General features: G+C 65.7%; 14 protein-coding genes. 11 read left to right on the top strand and 3 right to left on the bottom strand.

All coding sequences use genetic code 11. The features are described 5' to 3' along the window. Nucleotides 1-19: 19 nt before the first annotated feature. Together AB6807_RS31735 and AB6807_RS31730 are read right to left on the bottom strand one after the other, a co-directional pair. Complete coding sequence (locus tag AB6807_RS31735) at nt 20-1,057, bottom strand: Rieske 2Fe-2S domain-containing protein (RefSeq protein WP_371087712.1); 1,038 nt, start codon at nt 1,055-1,057, stop codon at nt 20-22. Between the two features lie 92 nt (nt 1,058-1,149). Then, nucleotides 1,150-1,956 (bottom strand): LuxR C-terminal-related transcriptional regulator, encoded by an 807-nt coding sequence (locus tag AB6807_RS31730; protein WP_371087688.1) that lies wholly within the window; start codon nt 1,954-1,956, stop codon nt 1,150-1,152. A gap of 182 nt (nt 1,957-2,138) precedes the next feature. Here AB6807_RS31730 and AB6807_RS31725 point away from each other — a divergent pair, with 182 nt between their 5' ends. The 10 genes from AB6807_RS31725 (at nt 2,139) to AB6807_RS31680 (ending at nt 11,638) form a co-directional block, all read left to right on the top strand. Then, entirely contained in the window at nt 2,139-3,317 is a 1,179-nt protein-coding gene (locus AB6807_RS31725; RefSeq protein WP_371087687.1) for an ABC transporter substrate-binding protein, read from the top strand. A gap of 33 nt (nt 3,318-3,350) precedes the next feature. Next, nucleotides 3,351-4,208, top strand: coding sequence for a branched-chain amino acid ABC transporter permease (locus tag AB6807_RS31720; RefSeq protein WP_371087686.1), 858 nt, complete (start codon nt 3,351-3,353; stop codon nt 4,206-4,208). Between the two features lie 5 nt (nt 4,209-4,213). Then, complete coding sequence (locus AB6807_RS31715; RefSeq protein ID WP_371087685.1) at nt 4,214-5,206, top strand: branched-chain amino acid ABC transporter permease; 993 nt, start codon at nt 4,214-4,216, stop codon at nt 5,204-5,206. Next, complete coding sequence (locus AB6807_RS31710) at nt 5,203-5,943, top strand: ABC transporter ATP-binding protein (protein ID WP_371087684.1); 741 nt, start codon at nt 5,203-5,205, stop codon at nt 5,941-5,943. Before AB6807_RS31715 ends, AB6807_RS31710 begins: the two co-directional genes overlap by 4 nt. A 1-nt stretch (nt 5,944) precedes the next feature. After that, complete coding sequence (locus AB6807_RS31705; RefSeq protein ID WP_371087683.1) at nt 5,945-6,658, top strand: ABC transporter ATP-binding protein; 714 nt, start codon at nt 5,945-5,947, stop codon at nt 6,656-6,658. A 25-nt stretch (nt 6,659-6,683) separates the two neighbouring features. Beyond that, nucleotides 6,684-7,640: a 2Fe-2S iron-sulfur cluster-binding protein gene (locus AB6807_RS31700; RefSeq protein WP_371087711.1), complete on the top strand. Its 957-nt coding sequence runs from the start codon at nt 6,684-6,686 to the stop codon at nt 7,638-7,640. A 28-nt stretch (nt 7,641-7,668) separates the two neighbouring features. Next, nucleotides 7,669-8,766 carry a Rieske 2Fe-2S domain-containing protein gene (locus AB6807_RS31695; RefSeq protein WP_116913801.1) on the top strand — a complete coding sequence of 366 codons (1,098 nt, stop codon included), beginning with the start codon at nt 7,669-7,671 and terminating at the stop codon, nt 8,764-8,766. 111 nt (nt 8,767-8,877) lie between these two features. Continuing rightward, on the top strand, nt 8,878-9,447 hold the full coding sequence (locus AB6807_RS31690) for a MarR family transcriptional regulator (RefSeq protein WP_207786853.1): 570 nt from the start codon (nt 8,878-8,880) through the stop codon (nt 9,445-9,447). A gap of 83 nt (nt 9,448-9,530) precedes the next feature. After that, nucleotides 9,531-11,093, top strand: a complete 1,563-nt coding sequence (locus AB6807_RS31685) for an MFS transporter (RefSeq protein ID WP_371087682.1) — start codon at nt 9,531-9,533, stop codon at nt 11,091-11,093. Beyond that, nucleotides 11,090-11,638: a cytochrome b gene (locus AB6807_RS31680; RefSeq protein ID WP_371087681.1), complete on the top strand. Its 549-nt coding sequence runs from the start codon at nt 11,090-11,092 to the stop codon at nt 11,636-11,638. The genes AB6807_RS31685 and AB6807_RS31680 overlap by 4 nt, the downstream gene beginning before the upstream one ends. 209 nt (nt 11,639-11,847) lie before the next feature. Here the strand turns inward: AB6807_RS31680 and AB6807_RS31675 are convergent, their stop codons facing one another. Further along, nucleotides 11,848-12,801, bottom strand: a complete 954-nt coding sequence (locus AB6807_RS31675; protein ID WP_371087680.1) for a LysR family transcriptional regulator — start codon at nt 12,799-12,801, stop codon at nt 11,848-11,850. Nucleotides 12,802-12,881: 80 nt separating this feature from the next. Here AB6807_RS31675 and AB6807_RS31670 point away from each other — a divergent pair, with 80 nt between their 5' ends. Beyond that, nucleotides 12,882-13,697 carry an inositol monophosphatase gene (locus AB6807_RS31670; protein ID WP_371087678.1) on the top strand — a complete coding sequence of 272 codons (816 nt, stop codon included), beginning with the start codon at nt 12,882-12,884 and terminating at the stop codon, nt 13,695-13,697. The last annotated feature ends 9 nt before the right edge of the window (nt 13,698-13,706 follow it).

Genomic DNA, 13,706 nt, shown 5'->3' with positions numbered 1-13,706 from the left:
TTTTTTGTGTTGACGAGGGCTACGCGGCTTCGCGAACCGGCGAAGGCGCGCTGCGCTCCCGCTCGAACTCCTGCTGCACCAGCCGGCGATAACGGACCAGCGCCTGGTCCATCCCGAGAAGCAGCATCGGGACCGCCGGGTCGATGTTGAGATGCTGGGCTGTGATCGTCTCGCGGTCTTCCTCGAAGGCGGTCACCAGCCCGCGGTAGATCGTGTCCGTCACGGCCGGGTCGTCGATGCTGCTGCGATGCGATTGCTGGAAGAAGTAGTGCGTGGTGGTCTCGGTCTCCGGCGTCAGCGTCTGGCAGCTGTGAAGCTTCACGCCGCCGTGCAGGTCGCCTTCCGCCTGGCCTACGGGCGCCCCGCCCGATCGCATCAACAAGGTGCCGGGCAGCACGAAGTCGTAGATGAAGTAGCGGTCGACATGGCGATCGAAGGTCTGGAACGATTGCCAGAATGGCGACGGCGGCACATCCGGAACGTGGCGCGTGACGCGGATGCCGCGGGGTATCTGCTCGATCGTGGGAATGGCCTGCGCGATCGCCGTCGAGCCGCCCAGCGTGCTTTCGTGCACATAGCTCAGGTGCGAGAAATCGAGCAGGTTGTCGCAGACCAGCAGATAGGGCGTGTCGTAGTGCACGTAGCCGGGCTTGTACGACCAGTCGGGATGGTCGCAGGAGAAGTTGTCGGGCAGCAAGGCCCGGTCGGCCAAGGCCGGGTCGCCCATCCAGACGAAGATCCACTTGTTGTGCGAAATCACGGGATAGGTCCGCACACGCGCCTTGACGGGGATGCGCTCCAGGCCAGGCGCTTCTACGCAGACACCGGCGGCGTCGAACTTGAGGCCGTGGTAGCCGCAACGCACGCAGTCGCCATCACGGCGTCCGCGCGACAGCGGCGCCTGTCGGTGGCAACAACGGTCCTGCATCGCGACCAGCCCGCCCTCGCTGGTTCGATAGACGAGGATCGGCTCGTTGAGCACGCGCCGCGTGAACATGCCCTCGGCGGGAACTTCGTGTTCCCACGCAATGACGTACCAGCAATTTCGTATCCACATGCCTGTCTCCACAAAGTCCAGGCACTGTAGGAAATGCAGGTCATGCCGTCTGTCCCCGCAGAAGGGGACAAACGCACCGCGCGGTCTGGCGGCTAGTGAATGAAGCGCAGAAGCTGCTGCCGCCCGTGGATCGCCAGCTTGGCGTAGGCGCGCTTGCGCAGCGTCGCGACGGTCGACGCCGCGATGCACAGGTCGGCCGCAATGCCGTCGGTGCCGATGCCGCAAGCGATCCGCGCACACACCGCGCGCTCCCGAGGCGAGAGCAGCGGCGCCGTGCGCTGGAGCGCGCGTTCGATCTCGAGCCCGCGCAGGCTTGCGTCGGGGGATGCCAGATGCGCGAAGAGCGCGTTGCGGTGCGCTCTCTTGAGAATCGGCGCCAGCCCCAGCAGCCGTTGCACATCGGCTTCTTCGAACCTGCCGTCGTGCTGGTCGCGATAGAGATTGATCGCGAACAGCGTTCGCGGCAGCGGGACATACAGGAAGCTCAAACGGCCGGTGAGTTGCCGCCCCACGAAGATCTGGTCACGCCACCCCGCGTCGGGAATGTCCGCCACGTCGTACAGCAGCGCGGTCACGGGCGCGTGCACCGAAGCTTCTCCCACCCTGCGCATCGCCAGGCGCGTGAGCTCGTCGGCCTGCCGGAATCGGCTCTTGTAGAGCGAGAAGCACTCTGCCGTGATGTTCTGGTGGCGCCCCGTCGAATGCCCTTCCACCTGGGACGGCACGCCGTCCACGTATTCGACAAGCGAGATGTATTCGACCGGCACCACGTGATTCACGAAGTCGAGCATCTCGAGCGCCGGCGCGCGTCCGTCGCCGGCGTCCAGCAGACGCGCGACCGCAGCGGCATCGAGCATGTGCCCTGCCGGCGGATTGTCGAGCAGCCAGGTTGAAGCCATGACGCCGGAATATAGGCAAGCCGCTGGCGAATCAACAGGGTGAATGCCCTCAGCGAAGTTTTGCTCCGGGTAAACACCATATGGTTGATATTGCAACTAGTTGGCATTGCAACCAAAATAGGCCGGCCGAAACAGTCCAACGCGGCGGCATTTCGGGCACGAATCACTACTGGAGACACACGATGAAATTCCACCGTCGCGCCCTTGCGTGCGCGCTCTTCGCTTCGGCTGCGCTGTCGCTCGCCGCCCCCCAGGCCATGGCGCAAACCGTGAAGGTCGGCATCATTGGCCCCTTCTCGGGACCGTTCGCCCACTACGGCTCGCTGTTCAAGGCAGCGGCGCAAGCCTATGTCGCAAGCCAGGGCGGCACGCTGGCCGGACAGAACGTCGAGTTCATCTACCGCGACACGGGCGGCCCCAACCCTGCCCTGACCAAGACCCTGGTTCAGGAGCTGCTGGTCAAGGACAAGGTGGACTACCTCGGTGGCTTCGTGTTCACGCCCAACGCCATGGCCGTGGCACCGCTGATCCAGCAGTCGCGCACGCCGACGGTCATCTTCAACGCCGCAACTTCGGCCATCACCGAAAAGTCCGAGTACTTCGTTCGCACGAGCTACACGCTGTGGCAGGTCACGGTTCCCGCGGCACAGTGGGCGGCCAAGCAGAACATGAAGAAGGTCGTGACGGCCGTGACCGACTACGGTCCCGGCATCGATGCCGAGACGGCCTTCAAGAGTGAGTTCACCAAGCAAGGCGGCACCGTGGTCGAGAGCATCCGCATGCCGATCGCCACCACGGACTTCGGCCCCTTTGTCCAGCGCATCAAGGCCAGTGGCGCGCAGGCCGTCTACACCTTTTTGCCGGGTGGCCCGCCGAACCTCGGCTTCGTGAAGGCCTACAACGAGAACGGTCTGGCCAAGGCCGGCGTGCAGTTTCTCGGCTCGGCCGAGACCGACGAGTACGACCTGCAGAAGTTCGGCGATGCCGCGCTGGGCCTGACGACGGTCTTCCACTATTCGGGCGCACACGACTCGTCAGAAAACAGGAAGTTCGTCGCTGCGCTCAAGAAGCAGGACCCGAATGCGGTCGCCAATTACGCATCGGTCGGCGCCTGGGATGGCATGTACGTAATCCACAAGATGATCGAGGCCACCGGCGGCAGGAAGGACGGCGCCAAGGCCATGGCTGCAGCGCGCGCGCTCGCCTGGGAAAGCCCGCGCGGGCCGGTGAGCATCGACCCCAAGACGCGGCACATCACGCAGAACGTCTACCTGCGCAAGGTCGAGAAGGCAGGCGACTCGTTGGTCAACAAGGAACTGCAGAGCTTCGGTGCGCAGGCCGATTTCGGGCTGGAGAAGTGAGTTCGCGCGCGACGCGTCTCTTCTGACATTCCCGTGAACACCTTACTCAACATCCTCATCGACGGGCTGGCCTACGGCATGGTGCTGTTCGTCATTGCGGTCGGCCTGTCGGTCACGCTGGGCCTGATGCGCTTCGTGAACCTGAGTCACGGCGCCTTCGCCATGGTCGGGGGCTACTGCGCGGCCCTGCTCACACGCGAGGCGCAATGGAGCTTCTGGCTGGCGGTGCCGGCCGCCGTCCTGGCAACGGCGCTGCTGGGCGGCTTGCTCGAGGCTCTGGTGCTGCGCCACCTGTACCGTCGAAAGGAACTCGAGCAGGTGCTGTTCACGATCGGCCTGAGCTTCGTGCTGATTGCCACGACCAATGCCCTGGTCGGTCCGCAGGTGCAGATGATTCCACTGCCGCCGCTTCTTGCGGGCTCGGTCGACCTGGGCTTTCGCACCCTGCCCGCGCAACGCCTGCTGGTGATCGGTGCCGGTTGTGCCGTGGCGGCGCTGGCCGCGTGGACGGTGTCGTGCACCCGCTTCGGCATCTGGCTGCGCGCGGCGGTCGACCACAGCGGCACCGCGTCGTCGCTGGGCATCCCGATCCGCACGGTGCAATGCGCGAGCTTCGCCGCCGGTGCCGCGCTGGCCGGCCTGGGCGGCATCCTCGGCGCCGAGTTGATGCCCCTGGAGCCCTACTACGCGCTCAAGTACCTCGTGCTGGTCCTGGTGGTCGTCTCCGTGGGCGGCATGGGCTCCATCACCGGGTCGCTGCTGGCGGCCGTCCTGCTGGGCGTCATCGAGACGGCCAGCAAGTACCTCGCGTCCGAATGGGGAAGCCTGTTCTTCTTTGTCGCGATGGCCCTCCTTCTGACCTGGCGTCCCAACGGTCTGCTGAAACGATGAACACCATGACAACCCTCACTCCGGTACTCGCCGCAGCACCTGGCCAGGCCGCGGCACCGCGCTGCGTGCCAGCCTGGCGTGCGCCCCTCGGCGTCCTGCTGGTCGGCATCGCCGCCTGCACCTTGCTGCCGGACCAGCTGGGCCTGATGACGCGGATCTTCATCACTGCGCTCTTCGTGCTGTCGCTGGATCTGGTCGTGGGTGTCGCGGGCCTGGCCACACTGGGCCACGCCGCCCTGTTCGGCATGGGCGCCTACGCAGCGGGCCTCTTCGCGCTGCAGGTCCATCCAGACCCGCTGGTCGGCCTGGCGGTCGGCATTGCCGCCGGCGCAGGCCTGGCCGTGCTGTCGGGGGCATTCCTGCTGCGCTTTCAGGGCTTTACCTTCCTGATGCTGACCGTCGCGATCTCGCAGATCCTGCTGAGCCTGGCGCAGAAGGCCCGGCACTGGACCGGGGGCGACGACGGCCTGTCGGGCTTCGTAATGGGGCCGCTGCTGGGGCGCTTCGAGTTCGATCTCGAGGGCCGCGTCGCGGCACTCTATGCACTGGCTGTGCTGGCGGTGCTTTTCTACGTTGCGCGGCGGATCGTCGACTCGCCTTTCGGCCTGGCCGTGCGCGGTATCCACGAGAACCGCGCCCGCATGGCGGCACTGGGCACACCGGTGTTCGCGCGGCTGTGGGTGCTGTACACCGTGGCCGGCGCGATGGCCGGCGCCGCTGGGGCCCTGTCGGCGCAGACCAATGCCGTGGTCGGGATGGACAGCCTGTCGTTCGCGCTGTCCGCGGAAGCGCTGGTCATGCTCATCCTGGGTGGTGCCGGGCGACTCACCGGCGCGCTGATCGGCGCCACGGTGTTCACGGTGCTGCATCACACGGCGGCCTCGATCAACCCTTACCACTGGCTGTTCGTGGTGGGGGCCTTGCTCATGCTGGTGGTCCTGGTGTCGCCGGCCAAGGCGTGGGCCTGGTTGCTTCGCCGCAGCGGAGGTGTGCGATGAGCGCCTTGCTCGAACTCAAATCGCTGGACAAGCGCTTCAGCGGGCTTCACGTGACGCGCGGTGTGTCGTTCGCGCTGCAGGCCGGCGACCGGCTGGCGCTGATCGGCCCCAACGGCGCAGGCAAGACCACGCTCGTCAACCAGCTCAGCGGCGTGCTGGCCTCCGACAGCGGCGAGATCTGGCTGCGCGGACAGAACGTCACGCAGCTGAGCCAAGCCAGGCGCGTGCGCGCCGGCCTCGCCCGCACCTTCCAGATCACGACGCTGGCGCCGCACTTCGCCGTTCAGCGGCAGATCGAACTCGCGCTTTTCGAACGCGAAGGAATGACCGGCCGCATGTGGCGCAGCATCGATGCCTACCCTGCCCTGCAGGCGGAGGCGCAAGGCATCCTGACCCGCTTCGGCCTGCGCGCCCATGCGGCCACGGCAACGCAAGACCTCGCATACGGCGAGCAGCGCCTGATCGAAATGGCACTGGCGCTGGCGCTGCGACCGCAGGTCGTGCTGCTCGACGAGCCCATGGCCGGCGTGCCCAAAGGCGACGGCGAGCGTCTGCTAGCCGCACTGGATTCGCTGCCGGGCGACCTGGCCGTGCTGATCATCGAGCACGACATGGACCTCGTATTCCGCTTTGCCAACCGGATCGTGGTGCTGGCCGAAGGGGCCGTGCTGGCCGACGGTTCTCCCGACGACATCCGCCGCGACCCCAAGGTGCGCGCCGCCTACCTGGGAAACTGAAATGCCCGAACCGATGCTCAAACTCGAGGACGTGGTGGCCGGCTATGGCCCCACGACCGTGCTCAATGGCCTTTCATTCGAGATGGCGACCCGGGAGCGCCTGGCCATGGTCGGGCGCAATGGGGTCGGCAAGACCACCGCGCTGCGGGCCATCATGGGACTGGTGCCACTGCGCAGTGGCCGCGTGAGGTTCAGGGGCCAGGACATCTCCACACTCGCACCGCATCAGCGCGCAGCCCTCGGCCTGGGCTACGTGCCGCAGACCCGCGATATTTTCCCGTCGCTGACCGTCGAGGAGAACCTGCTGGCCGGGCTCAAGCGGCGCTCGCGCAGCGCGCTGGACGAGGCCTACACGCTGTTTCCCCGGCTTGCCGAGCGCCGCCGCAATGGCGGTGCCCAGCTCTCGGGCGGCGAACAACAGATGCTTTCGGTCGCCCGTGCACTGCTGGGCCAGCCCTCGCTGCTGCTGCTGGACGAACCGCTCGAAGGCCTCGCGCCGCTGATCCGGCTGGAGCTGTTGCAGGCCTTCCACAACCTGAGCGAGCAGACCGGTATCGCTGTCGTGATCGTCGAGCAACAGGTCGACGAGGCACTCGGCTACGCCGAACGCGCGCTCATCCTGGACCACGGCGCTGTCGTCCACAGCGGCAGCGCCTCGACGCTGCTCGACGACTCCCAGACGCTGGAGCGCTGGGTCGGCATGGCCGTGCACTGAAAACGCAAACCACGCGATGAACACCATGACGAATGAACTGATGCTGCGCGTCGCCCGGCGTGTCGAAGAAGCCTACGGCGTGTACAGCTTCGAACTCGTGCCGCAGGACGACCAGGTCTTGCCCGCCTTCTCGGCGGGGGCGCACATCGATGTGCATGTGGCGCCCGGCTTGATTCGCCAGTACTCGCTGAGCAACGATCCCGCCGAACGCGGCCGCTACCGGATCGCGGTGCTGCGGGAGCCCGCCTCCCGTGGCGGATCGGCCGGCATGCACGACAGCGTTCAGGCCGGTGACGTCCTGCGCGTGAGCAAGCCCCGCAATCACTTTCCCCTGGTCGATGCGCCTCGCAGCCTGCTGCTGGCCGGCGGGATCGGCGTGACGCCCATCCTGGCCATGGCGCGCGCATTGCATGCGCAAGACCGGGATTTCGAGATGCACTACTGCGGCCGCAGCGCAAGCCGCATGGCGTTTCTCGAGGAGCTCGCGTCCGCTGCTTTCGCGCGCCGCGTCGTCCTCCATGCCGACGACGTGCCGGGTCAGAAGTTCGACGCCCGGCGCGTGCTGTCGCAGCCCGCTGGCGACACGCACCTGTACGTGTGCGGGCCGAATGGCTTCATGGACCACGTCCTCGAAACCGCCAGGGCCCTCGGCTGGCCGGACACCCAATTGCACCGCGAGTATTTCACCGGCGTGGCCACGGCCCTGGCGACGGACGGCAGCTTCGAGATTCTCGTGGCGAGCACGGGCCTGAGCTGCCAGGTGCCCGCCGGCAAGACAGTCATCGAGGTGCTGGTAGCGCATGGCGTGGAAGTGCCGACGTCCTGCGAAGCCGGCGTGTGCGGGACGTGCCTGACCCGCGTCCTGAAAGGCACGCCCGACCACCGCGACAGCTTTCTCACCGACGCCGAGCGCGCTGCCAACGACCAGTTCACGCCCTGCTGCTCGCGGGCACTGTCGCCGCTGCTGGTGCTCGACCTTTGATCCGCCCGCCCCTTCAAGGAGAACCCCGATGACCACGACCTACATTCCCATCAAGAACGCCGCCGACAACACCGACACCCGCCGCTTTCCGCTCGACCAGTGGTACGTGGCGGGCTTCTCTTCCGAACTCACCGACAAGCCCATTGCACGAACCTTTCTCAACCAGAAGGTCGTGCTGTTTCGCACCGGCGAAGGACAAGTCGCGGCATTGGAAGACCGGTGCTGCCATCGCTCGCTGCCGCTGTCGTGCGGAACCGTCGAAAGCGCCGGCGTACGGTGCGGCTACCACGGCCTGCTCTACGCACCGAGCGGGCAGTGCATCGAGATACCTGGCCAAGAGCGCGTTCCGTCCAAGGCCAGAGTGAAGGCCTATCACGTGGTCGAGAAGAACAAGATCATCTGGATCTGGATGCCCCGCGACGAAGCTGCCCTGCCCACGCGAACGGCACCGGACTACCCGTTCCACGACGACCCTCGCTACAGGTTCGGCAGCGGCAATTACCACTACCAATCGCCCTGGCAGCTGATCCACGACAACCTGCTCGATCTGAGCCACCTGGGCTACGTTCATCTGCAGACCATCGGGGGCGACGCCAAGCTGCACATGAACGCGCCGATGAAGGTAAGCTCCGAAGGTGAGCAGGTCAAGGTCGTGCGCCTGATGCCCGACTCTGCGCCGCCGCCTACCTACCGCGCGGCCTGGCCCTTCGGCGACAAGTGCGAACGCTGGCAGGAGATCGAATTCGACGTGACGCACCTGCGGATCTGGACCGGCGCCGTCGAGCCCGGCACGGATGCCATCGATGACCCCGACCGCGGCGGCTTCCACATGCGCGGCTTTCACGGCATCACGCCCGAGACCGACGAGACCTGCCACTACTTCTGGAGCATGGCCAGCACCAAGCATCCCGACATGCCCGAGAACATCGACGCCGTGGTCCAGCAAACGGCGTTCACCTTCGATGAAGACCGCACCGTCATCGAGGCGCAGTACCGGAACATCCGAGCGTTCGGCGACAAGGCGAACTGGATCGACATTCACGTCGATGCCGGAGCCAATCGCGCCAGGCGCATCGTTGCCGAACTGCTCAAGAAACAGGCAGTCGCAGAGTCCATCGAATCCTAGAACACGGCCAGCCCCAGCGGTGAGTCCGCGGCGCGTCCCATCGTGAATGCCGACCCCGTTGCGGCCCGCGGGGGAAGCTACAGTGGCGACAGCAACTCTGGTTCTCTTCCGATGCCTCGTACCAAGACCCCATCCGCGCGAAAGACCGCCTCGAAGGCCGCGGCAGATGATGTGATCAATCTCGACAACTACGCCCCCGCCTATCTCACCTGGATCGCCAACAAGCTGTCGAGCGGTGCCTCCCAGGCCTACCTCGCCGCCTTCGACGTCGGCATCGAGAGCTGGCGGGTGCTGGTGCTGCTGGCGATCGAAGGCTCGATCTCGGCACAGAAGGCCTGCGGCATCATCGGCATGGACAAGGCCTCGATGAGCCGCTGCTTCAAAACCATGCAAGCGCGCGGCTTCATCGAACTCGGTCTCGATCCTCAGGACGGACGCGCCCGCATCGCGACGCTGACGCCGGCCGGCCGCGCTGTGCACGACCAAATCCGGGACATCGCCATGGAACGCGAGCGGGCTTTCTTGTCGGTCCTGTCGGCGACCGAGCGCAAGGTGCTGCTGGACCTGCTGCGACGCCTTCATGAAAACCTGCCGGCGGTCGAGGCCGCCACCCGCGATCATTTCAGCCGGCACCACCCTCACGCATTGAAGCGGAGAGGGCCTAAGGATTCGGAGTCCTGAACACTCTCTCTTCGCCCCCGTTGCTGTTTTTGCAAGAGGAACCACCGGTCAGGGGTTCATGGCCACATTCTTGGATGCCTTCCGTGCGCTCGCAGCAACGTCTGCGCATCAGCGAACAACTGCGCATCCTGCGCGATCCGGTATTCGTTGCCAACGTGGCACTCTCGGTGCTGGTTTTCACTGCGATGTTCACCGCATATACCTACCTCGCCGACACACTGGAAAATGCCGCCCTCGTGCCAAAAGCTCAAGTTGGCTGGTGGCTGATGGGCTTTGGAGCGGTCGGCCTGTTCGGCAACTGGTTGGGCGGCCGGTGGGTGGACAGCCGTCCGCTCGGTGCGACCGCACTTTTCAGCATGTTGCTGGCCATCGGCATGGCTGCGAGCATGGACTTTGCATCGGATCGGTTCTGGCTCTGCCTTGCACTGGCGATCTGGGGCGTCGCCAACACGGCGCTGTATCCGGTCTGCCAGATCCGTGTGATGAAGGCGGCCTCTCATGCCAAGGCCCTGGCCGGTACGCTGAACGTGTCGGCCGCAAACGCCGGCATAGGTCTCGGGGCCATCGTCGGTGGACTGGCCATTCCGGTCTGGGGCCGAACAGCGTCGGCTATGCCGATCAGCGTTCGCCTTGCAGCGATCATCATTTTGGTCATGGCTGCTTCTTGCGCTTTCGCCTATGCGGCCGGGTGGTTGACGCCTGCGCGTCTGACACCAACAAAGATGGTTGACTCGCTCGCTCCTGCTGGCGGACCCATCAAGGGATACCGGCGCAACCATGCAAAAGGCATCTGCTTTGCCGGAAGTTTTGAGGCCAATGGCGAGGCTGTTGCCATTTCTCGGGCGCCCTTGTTCAAGGTCGGCACCTATCCCGTCACCGGGCGATTCAATCTCGCCGGCCCGATTCCGTCCATGGCGGATGGCACCGGCCGTGTGCGTGGCCTGAGCCTGCGGATACAGGCGGCAGATGGCCAGGAGTGGCGCACCGCAATGATCAATGCGCCGCTTTTTCCAGTCGCCACGCCCAGTGATTTCTACGCGCTTCAGCGGGCTACTGCGAACAAACAGGATCCTGCTGCGGCCAAGCAATTCGCGGCAAGTCACCCAGCGTTGCGCGCATTCGGGGCATGGGCAGGCACGGCTCCATATGCGGAATCCTACGCGGAGGATCGCTTCAACAGCCTCAACAGCTTCGTGTTTACGAACGCGCAGGGTCGTACTCAGGTTGTTCGGTGGTCGTTCATTCCCACGGCGGCCGCGGTGCCGGTGCCCCCGGAAGAATTGAAGAAGCGTGACCCTGACTTCCTCTTCAAGGAAATTACCGAACGGACCGCTGCCGCACCCCAGAAATGGAAGCTGGTCCTGATCCTTGCCAATCCGGGCGATCCCACCGCTGATCCGACTCAGGTCTGGCCCGAAGATCGTCGTCAGATAGATGCGGGCATGCTGGTGGTCACAAAGATCGTTCCCGAGGCCGACGGAGCATGTCGCGACATCAATTTCGACCCCACTGTGCTGCCGGAGGGAATTCACACCTCCGACGATCCGTTCCCGGCAGCGCGATCGGCTGCATATGCCGTGTCCTATGACCGCCGCACTGCTGAGTCGGAACACTATCCGCGTACGCAGACCGAAGGCAAGCCATGAGCCGTCCCAGCATGAAATTTTCCGTTTTGCAACGTGTGCTCCACTGGGCCATGGCGGTTGGCATACTCGCAATGCTGTTCATCGGTGTGGGCATGATGTCCACCGTCGATAGCGCATATCTGGTTTTGGTGAGCATCCACAAGCCGCTGGGCGTTGTGATCCTTGTGTTGTCGCTGCTGCGTCTCGCCGTGCGCTGGCGCAGTGGGGCACCGGCGTTGCCGGCGAGCATGAGCGAGCCGATGAAGCTTGCGGCAAGGTTGTCGCATGTGGCGTTTTATGTGCTGATGATCGCGATGCCGCTGCTGGGTTGGTCCATGTTGTCAGCCGCGGACTATCCCGTCTTCTTAGCCGGAATTCGGCTGCCCTCGATCGCTCCACCCAGCGCCGAGTTGCACAGCATGCTGTGGGCCGCCCACAGGGCGCTTGCCTTCATTTTGTTCGCGTTGTTTTTGCTGCACCTCGCCGCCGCACTGCTTCATGCTTGGATTCGAAGGGATGGCGTGTTCGAGGCCATGACATTTGGCCGCGAGCGAATGCGCCGATAGTCAAGTGATCGGACGCGCAGCAAAATCTGTTTTAAGTTGACCTGGCGCCCTGCCAACGCCCACGGCGGTTAGACGTGCGCGCTGCAGGCGAATGGCCAACCGCATTGGGATACCAGCCCAAGAACAATCTCGACGCGATCGCCATGACGCCCCGATGTCAGGCGCTCCTGTACCTGCATTTCCTCAAGGGGACCCGCATCCAGCGCCCCTCAGGAGGTACGTGGGGCGCGTGGCTTGCGCACCCCGCTGCGCGCAGGGTGGTCTGCGTCGAACACCGTGCGCGTGGCCTCGCGCACCTGCGCGCGCAACCAGCTGTGCGCGTTGTCGGTGTCGTAGCGCTGGTGCCACGCCTGGTGCACGGGCACCGCAGTCATCTTGAGCGGCAGGGGCAAGGTCTGCAGCCCCAGTGCAATGACAGCCGAACGGCACATCTGCTCGGGCACGACCACGACCAGATCGCTCTGCCGCACGAGCAGCAGGGCAGCCGTGCTCGTGGGCGCCGAAGCGACCACGCGCCGGCGCAGGCCCAGCGCGGCCAGCGCCTTGTCGACCGGATCACTGAGACGACCGCGGCGCGACACCGTCAGGTGCTGTGCACGTGCATAGCGCGCAAGGTCGGCCTTGCCGCTCGCCAACGGATGACCGCTGCGCACGGCGAGCACCAAGCGGTCCTCGCCGATGGTCTCGTGGCGGATTTCGGGCTGAGACGGCGCGGCCGCACCGATCTCCAGATCGACCTGGCCGTGGCGCAGGTCGTTGGTGTCGGTGGCGGCTTCGGCCAGCAGGCGCAGCGCCACGCCCGGTGCCTGGGCCTGCACGATGGCCAGCAGCGCGGGGCCGATCGCCGTGCCGATGGCGTCATGGCACTGCAGCGTGAAGGTGCGTTCGAGTTGCTCCAGATCCAACGGGCGCTGCGGTGAGAGCACGGCGTTTGCCTGTTGCACCAGGGCATGCACCTCGCTGCGAACTGCAATCGCATGCGGTGTGGGCGTCATGGTCCAGCCGGTACGCACCAGGATCTGGTCGCCGGTGGCACGGCGGAGGCGCCCGAGCGTGCGGCTCATGGCCGGTGCCGACACATGCATGCGCGCCGCCGCGCCGGCCACGCTGCCCTCTTCGAGCAGGGCATCGAGTGCACTCAAGAGGTTTAGATCCAGTTGCATTCAGGTAACTCCATTCTTACCAAAGATGCACTTGAGGTTAACTGATATGGTCCGCCGCATTGAACAAGCAGGGAGCTTCGATGCCCGCAGAAACCACTTCCCCGACGACCGACCACCTGCTGCTGCCCGCGGTCATCGCCGCCGTTCATGCGGCCGGCGCCCGGTTGCTCGAGCGCTTCGGCCACACCGCGCCGCTCGCCACGTTCGACGACGTCGTGACGGCCATCCACGCCAACGACTCTGCATCGCTGGACTGCCTGCGCGATGCGCTTCGGGTTGCACGGCCCGGCGCAGGCTGGGTCGAGGACGAACTCGAAGGCGGAGCCCTGCCGCCGGGCGAGTGGTGGATCACCGATCCGGTCGAAGGCAACATCAACCATGTGCACGGCCAGCCGGACTGGGGGGTGACGGCCACGCTGGTCCGCGACAACGTTCCGGTGCTGACCGTCGCGCATGTGCCACTCACCGGGCGAACCTACACCGCCGTGCGCGGCGGCGGCGCCTTCGTCGACGGCGTGCCGCTTCGCCCATCGGCCAAGACCGAGTTGCGCAGCGCCATGGTGGCCACCGGCCAGGCGCGCCCCGGCGAAAGCAGCGACACCTACCGCCGCATCGGCCAATCGGTCACCGCGATGCTGGAAGCAGCCCTGGTGGTGCGCGTGACAGTGCCCGCGACCTTCCAGCTGGCGATGGTGGCCGGTGGGCAGATGGATGCGTTCTGGCAGCACAGCAATGTGCGCTCGGGCCTGGTGGCGGGCGCCCTGCTTGTCGAGGAAGCCGGCGGCGCGGTCAGCGACCTGCGCGGAAAGCCCTGGCGCCTGGACAGTGAGGACTTCCTGGCCGCCGCGCCGGGGCTGCAGCGCGAGGCCGTGCAAGCGCTTTCCGTCGTCGCCTGAGGCTCGCTC

The sequence above is a fragment of the Variovorax sp. RCC_210 genome (assembly GCF_041355175.1).
Classification (GTDB): Bacteria; Pseudomonadota; Gammaproteobacteria; order Burkholderiales; family Burkholderiaceae_C; genus Variovorax.
Note: the sequence above shows the minus strand (reverse complement) of the source record. Positions and strands in the feature narration are given on the sequence as shown.

Bases quoted from the DNA above. Each gene is read 5' to 3' on its own strand.
- AB6807_RS31735 (WP_371087712.1), bottom strand. From the start codon at position 1,057: ATGTGGATACGAAATTGCTGGTACGTCATTGCGTGGGAACACGAAGTT.
- AB6807_RS31730 (WP_371087688.1), bottom strand. From the start codon at position 1,956: ATGGCTTCAACCTGGCTGCTCGACAATCCGCCGGCAGGGCACATGCTC.
- AB6807_RS31725 (WP_371087687.1), top strand. From the start codon at position 2,139: ATGAAATTCCACCGTCGCGCCCTTGCGTGCGCGCTCTTCGCTTCGGCT.
- AB6807_RS31715 (WP_371087685.1), top strand. From the start codon at position 4,214: ATGACAACCCTCACTCCGGTACTCGCCGCAGCACCTGGCCAGGCCGCG.
- AB6807_RS31710 (WP_371087684.1), top strand. From the start codon at position 5,203: ATGAGCGCCTTGCTCGAACTCAAATCGCTGGACAAGCGCTTCAGCGGG.
- AB6807_RS31705 (WP_371087683.1), top strand. From the start codon at position 5,945: ATGCCCGAACCGATGCTCAAACTCGAGGACGTGGTGGCCGGCTATGGC.
- AB6807_RS31700 (WP_371087711.1), top strand. From the start codon at position 6,684: ATGACGAATGAACTGATGCTGCGCGTCGCCCGGCGTGTCGAAGAAGCC.
- AB6807_RS31695 (WP_116913801.1), top strand. From the start codon at position 7,669: ATGACCACGACCTACATTCCCATCAAGAACGCCGCCGACAACACCGAC.
- AB6807_RS31690 (WP_207786853.1), top strand. From the start codon at position 8,878: ATGCCTCGTACCAAGACCCCATCCGCGCGAAAGACCGCCTCGAAGGCC.
- AB6807_RS31680 (WP_371087681.1), top strand. From the start codon at position 11,090: ATGAGCCGTCCCAGCATGAAATTTTCCGTTTTGCAACGTGTGCTCCAC.
- AB6807_RS31675 (WP_371087680.1), bottom strand. From the start codon at position 12,801: ATGCAACTGGATCTAAACCTCTTGAGTGCACTCGATGCCCTGCTCGAA.
- AB6807_RS31670 (WP_371087678.1), top strand. From the start codon at position 12,882: ATGCCCGCAGAAACCACTTCCCCGACGACCGACCACCTGCTGCTGCCC.